General features: G+C 67.8%; 3 protein-coding genes. All 3 read right to left on the bottom strand.

Going from position 1 to position 4,704, the window contains the following annotated elements; translation table 11 throughout:
• Positions 1-497: type II secretion system protein N (locus FKV25_RS14310; protein WP_281286246.1), on the bottom strand; the 497-nt coding region annotated here is incomplete at its 3' end.
• 170 nt (positions 498-667) lie between these two features.
• Positions 668-3,361, bottom strand: coding sequence for a TonB-dependent receptor domain-containing protein (locus FKV25_RS14315; protein WP_141519470.1), 2,694 nt, complete (start codon positions 3,359-3,361; stop codon positions 668-670).
• Positions 3,362-3,500: 139 nt separating this feature from the next.
• Positions 3,501-4,704: hypothetical protein (locus FKV25_RS16300; RefSeq protein ID WP_170218657.1), on the bottom strand; the 1,204-nt coding region annotated here is incomplete at its 5' end.

Raw genomic sequence — 4,704 nt, forward strand, 5'->3', positions numbered from 1 at the left:
AAACGCCCGCCGCCGGCGGGCGATGACGGCTGCGGGCCTGCGACCAGGGCCAGCGGGACCTCGCGGCCGCCGCGGCGCAATACCGCGTAGCCAGGTTCGACCCGCGCCAGCACGATGCCGTCGGCAACGACATCGCCGACCCGGTAGGCATGCTGGGTCTTGTCGGGCCCGGCAATGATGGCGGCGCCATTCGCGCCACCCGGGCGGGGATCCATGCGCAGGCCGTGGACCGCGAAGCCTGTCATGCGTTCATCGGCGCCGGGACTGGTCGAGGGCGACCCGGGGTGGAAGGCATCGACGAAGCCCGGCGCCGGTGCCGCTTCACGCGCCAGGCCTGCGGTCGCGCCGACGGGCGCCGGCGGCACGATCAGCATCCAGGCGAGCCGTGCCGCCTGGAACGCAAGCATCGCGACGAGCGCGACCTCGACCGCCACGCAGGCCTGGCGCAGCAGGCGCCTGCGGCTGTCATCGTCCAGGGTGGGCAGGGCGTGGATCACGTGGGGTCCGTTGTCGGTCCTGGGGAGCCCGCGAGGGCATGGCGGCGCGAGATTTCAGCGACGCGAACAGGATGAGACGGATTTGTGACGCTATGACTTCAATTGACACATGAAATGCACGAAGGCCCGGACTCGCGCCCGGGCCTTCGCCTCGCAATCCCCGCCGGGCCTCAGAACGAGGCCGACAGGCTGAGCATGTAGCTGGTGCCCAGGTCGTAGCGCATCACGTCGGCACGCCCACCGCCGAACTCCTGGTATTCGCTGTACTCCTGGTTGAACAGGTTGCGCGCCTCCAGGCCGAGCTCCATGTCGACGTTCCACAGCGTGAAGACCTTCTTCAGCACCAGGTCGACGGTCGTGCCCGGGTCCTGCACGTAGTCCGGCTGGACGACGATGGTGTTGCCGGTGGCCGGATCGAAGCCGTTGATGCCCCGGGCGTTGATCCGCTCGCTGGCATAACCGACCAGGAGGGTCGCCTGGCTGCCGCTCGAGTCCTCCATGCCCAGCTGCAGGTTGGCCAGGTGCTCGGACTGTCCCTGCAGCCGGCTGCCGTCCATGACCAGTTCCGAGGCCGGCTGTGGGTTGCCGTTGCCCGCCAGGGTGTAGGCGACGTCGCCGTCGTCGACCCGGACCTCCGAGTCGGAGTAGGTGTAGTTGGCGCTGACGAAGAAGCGGCTGTCGCCGGTCCACTCGAAGGGGCTCTCGTAGTACTTGCGGAAATCCAGCTCCAGGCCGTAGACCACCGCTTCGGGTGCATTGATGAAGCTCTGTTGCCAGCTCGAGCCCGAACGGCCGTTGAGCACCACCTCCACCGGCTTGTCGATGTTCTTGTAGAACACGCCGGCGCTCAGGTATTCGCCGCGATTGAAGTACCACTCGTAGCGTGCGTCGAAATTCAGCAGCTCGGAGTCGACCAGGAACGGGTTGCCGATCACCAGGCGGTCGCTGTCCAGGTCCAGGTACTGCTGCGGCGCCAGTTCGCGGAACTGCGGTCGTGCGATGGTCTTCGACGCGGCCATGCGCAACTGCTGGTTGTCGGCGAAGTTCCAGGTGACGGAGACGGCGGGCAGGAAGTAGTCGTTCTCCAGCGGCGGTGCGGTCGGCAGCGGCTGGCCGACGTCGAACAGGTCGATCGGCTCCACCGACTGGGTGGCGTCCTCGTAGCGAACGCCCGCGGTCGCCCGCAGGTTGTCGGTCAGTTGCGACTCGGCTTCCACGTAGAGCGCCCTGGTTTCCAGCGCGCCGTCGTAGGCCGCCGCGCCGGTACCGCCGGTGGTCTCGCGCAGGGTGATGTAGCCCTGGCTGATGTTGTAGTCGGAGAGCAGGAAGTCCGGACGCTGGTAGCGGTTGGGGAAGGGCAGGTTGCCCAGCGACAGGAAGCGGAACTCGCGCTGCACCGCGTCGCGCTCGGTGTCCGACCAGGCCGCGCCGAAGTTCAGGTAGAAGTCGATGTCGGTCGGCAGGCGCCAGGCCGCGTCGACGCCCGCGGAATCGACGCGTTCGTTGACCTCGCTGAAGCGGGTGTAGTTCTGCGCCTGCGAGGCATCGTGGAACCAGTTGCCGTCCTGGTCCTCGCGGTAGCGGAAACCCTTCTCGTACGGCGCATCCAGGCTGGCGCGCGAATGGCCGGCGCGCCAGTCGATGGTGAGGTCGCGGAACTCGCCGAAGACGTGCTTGCCGGTCAACTGGGTGTTGATCAGCTCACGCTCGTACCAGCGGGTGGTGTCGTCGCGGATGTTGTCGCCCGTCAGCAGGCTGTAGCCCTCGGTGCTGCGCGTCTCCTTGTCGGTGTCGTGGACGTACATCGTCATCACGCCGATGGTGTGGTCCTCCATGTCCAGGGTCACGCCGAGCAGGCCGTTCACGGTGGCCTGGTTGGTCGTCGACAGGAAGTCGTAGTCGCTCTGGACCGCCATCTGGCCCTGCTCGACGGCGCCGTCCTGCTGGACGCCTTCGTGGGTGCGCCACTTGTTCTTGAGCGCCGCGGTCGCGATCACGCCCAGGCGTGAGCTGGTGCCGACGTCGAAGGCGTTGCCGCCGCTGATTTCGTACTCGTAATCGGGGTCGACGTGGTCGGTGGTCTGCAGCAGGTTGAGCGGGGCGTTGACGAAGCTGCGGCCGATCGCCTTGACCTCTTCGCTGCTGAAGTCCGGACCGGGGGTGATGCGCTTTCCGGTGGCCAGCGCATCGCGCAGTTCGGTCGACATCTTGCGGGTGCCGTCGTCGAAGCCGAAAAAGTCCGAGGCGCCACCGCCGTAATGGGTCAGGCCGGGCTGCCCGGTCGTCTCGCTGTTGCCACCGATGCCGGCCTTCAGGGTCAGGAAGGGCGCTTCGGGCACCACGGCGCTGGTCAGGTTGATGGTGCCGCCGCCGAACTCGCCGGGGAATCGCACCGAGTAGGTCTTCTGGATCTCGACCGTGTCGAGCATGTTGGTCGGGAACAGGTCGAGCGGGACCACGCGCTTGAGCGGCTCGGGACTCGGCAGCGGCGAGTTGTTCAGCAGCGCCGAGGAATAGCGCTCGTTGAGGCCGCGCACGTAGACGTACTTGCCCTCGTTGACGCTGAGGCCGGCGACGCGGACCAGGGCGTCGGCGACCGTGCTGTCGCCTTGCCGCGAGAGGTCTTCGCGCGAGACGTGGGTCATCACCGCCGAGCTGGTCAGCATCGGTTGCGGGATGAACTCGCCGCGCACCTGGACGGCGTCGAGTTCGGTGGCCGCCTGGTCCGGGGTGCCGGCGTCGGCGGGCGGCGATTGTTCTGAAGAGGCCGGTTCGGCCGTGCTCGCCTGTGCCAGCGCGCCATGCGGCGCAAGCAGGGCGGCGATCGCCAGGAACAGGCCCGTGCGGGCGGTGGTGAGCGTCATGAGTGGCAGCCTTTCAATGGGTCCGTTGTGTCCGATAAGCCGATGCCGCGGTCGGGCCGCGGCATCGGGGTGCGGGCGGGGCCCCGGACATCGGGGCCCCGTCCTCCCGCGGCCACCCCCTGCGGCCGCGGGCATGCCATCAGCAGGGATCGTTGCTGGTCAGGCCGCAGGTCCAGCCTTCCCACCAGGTGTCGGCCGAGTCCTTCACCGCGCCGATGTAGTCGACGTCCTCGAAGAAGGGGTTCACGGTCGACAGGCCGGAGTACGCGGGGACCGCCGACTCGTTGGCACCGTTGATGAAGGTGCCCGTCAGCGTCGAAGCGCCGGTGGCGTTGTTGGTGCCGGCGGCGAACGCCGTGGCTTCGGCCCCGCCCGCGCCATTGGCGAAGGGCTGGTCGCACGAGGCGTAGGTCGAATCGAACGTGCCTTCGGTGGTGGCCGACTGGAACTCGATGCAGGCCGGGTTGCCACCGGTGAACACCGCGTTGTAGTAGTTCACCAGGGTGCCCTGGTTCAGCACGACCACGTTGTCATGGCCCTTGCTGACGTAGGTCACGTTGGCGAGCACGGGGTTGGAGCGGTAGGGCAGGTCCTGCGAGCTCATCTCGTTGACGCGGTCGCCGCCGCCATCGCGCTGGACGACCAGGCCGAACTGGATCGCGCCGCGGAAGCCGGAATCGGTGTCGAAACTGTCGTCGTCGATGCCGGTCATCACCAGGTGCTTGGCGTTCACCTTGCCGCCGAACCACTCGATGCCGTCGTCGGAGCTGTTGTGCACCTGCACGTAGTCGATGGTGGTGCCGCTGCCCAGGCCCGCCATGGTGATGCCGTTGAGCTCGACGTCCGGCAGCACTTCGAAGCCCGAGTGCATGACGCGCACGTAGCGGAGGACGCCGGTATTGTCGGTGTCGTCATTGCCGCCAAAGAAGCCGTTCGCACCCTCGACCTGCGCTTCGCAGGTGGGCGTGCCCGGCTGCGCGGTACCCGGGCAGGTGCTGATCGCGGCGCGGCCCAGCAGCACGAGGCCGCCCCACTGGCCGATCGAGTTGACGTCGGTGGTGCCCTCGACGCTCTCGCGGCTGGTCATGACGATGGGTTCGGCGGCGGTGCCTTCGGCGAAGATCTGCGAGCCGCGATTGACCATCAGGAAGTCGGCGCCGGCCGAGCCGAACACGGTGACACCCGGTTCGATGCGCAGGATGCCCTGGCGCGCCTGCGGGTAGGGATTGGCGACGTCGCCGCCCATGTCCTCGCCCACGTCGGTGCGGCCGTTGAGCGAGTACACGATGCCGTCGAGCTTCTCCAGGGTGACGTCGCCGATGATGCGGGCCGGCAGCTCGCAG

The organism is Marilutibacter aestuarii (assembly GCF_006546775.1).
Lineage (GTDB): Bacteria > Pseudomonadota > Gammaproteobacteria > Xanthomonadales > Xanthomonadaceae > Marilutibacter > Marilutibacter aestuarii.

Excerpts from the sequence above, each read along its gene's own strand:
- FKV25_RS14315 (WP_141519470.1), bottom strand. The coding sequence starts at position 3,361 with ATGACGCTCACCACCGCCCGCACGGGCCTGTTCCTGGCGATCGCCGCC.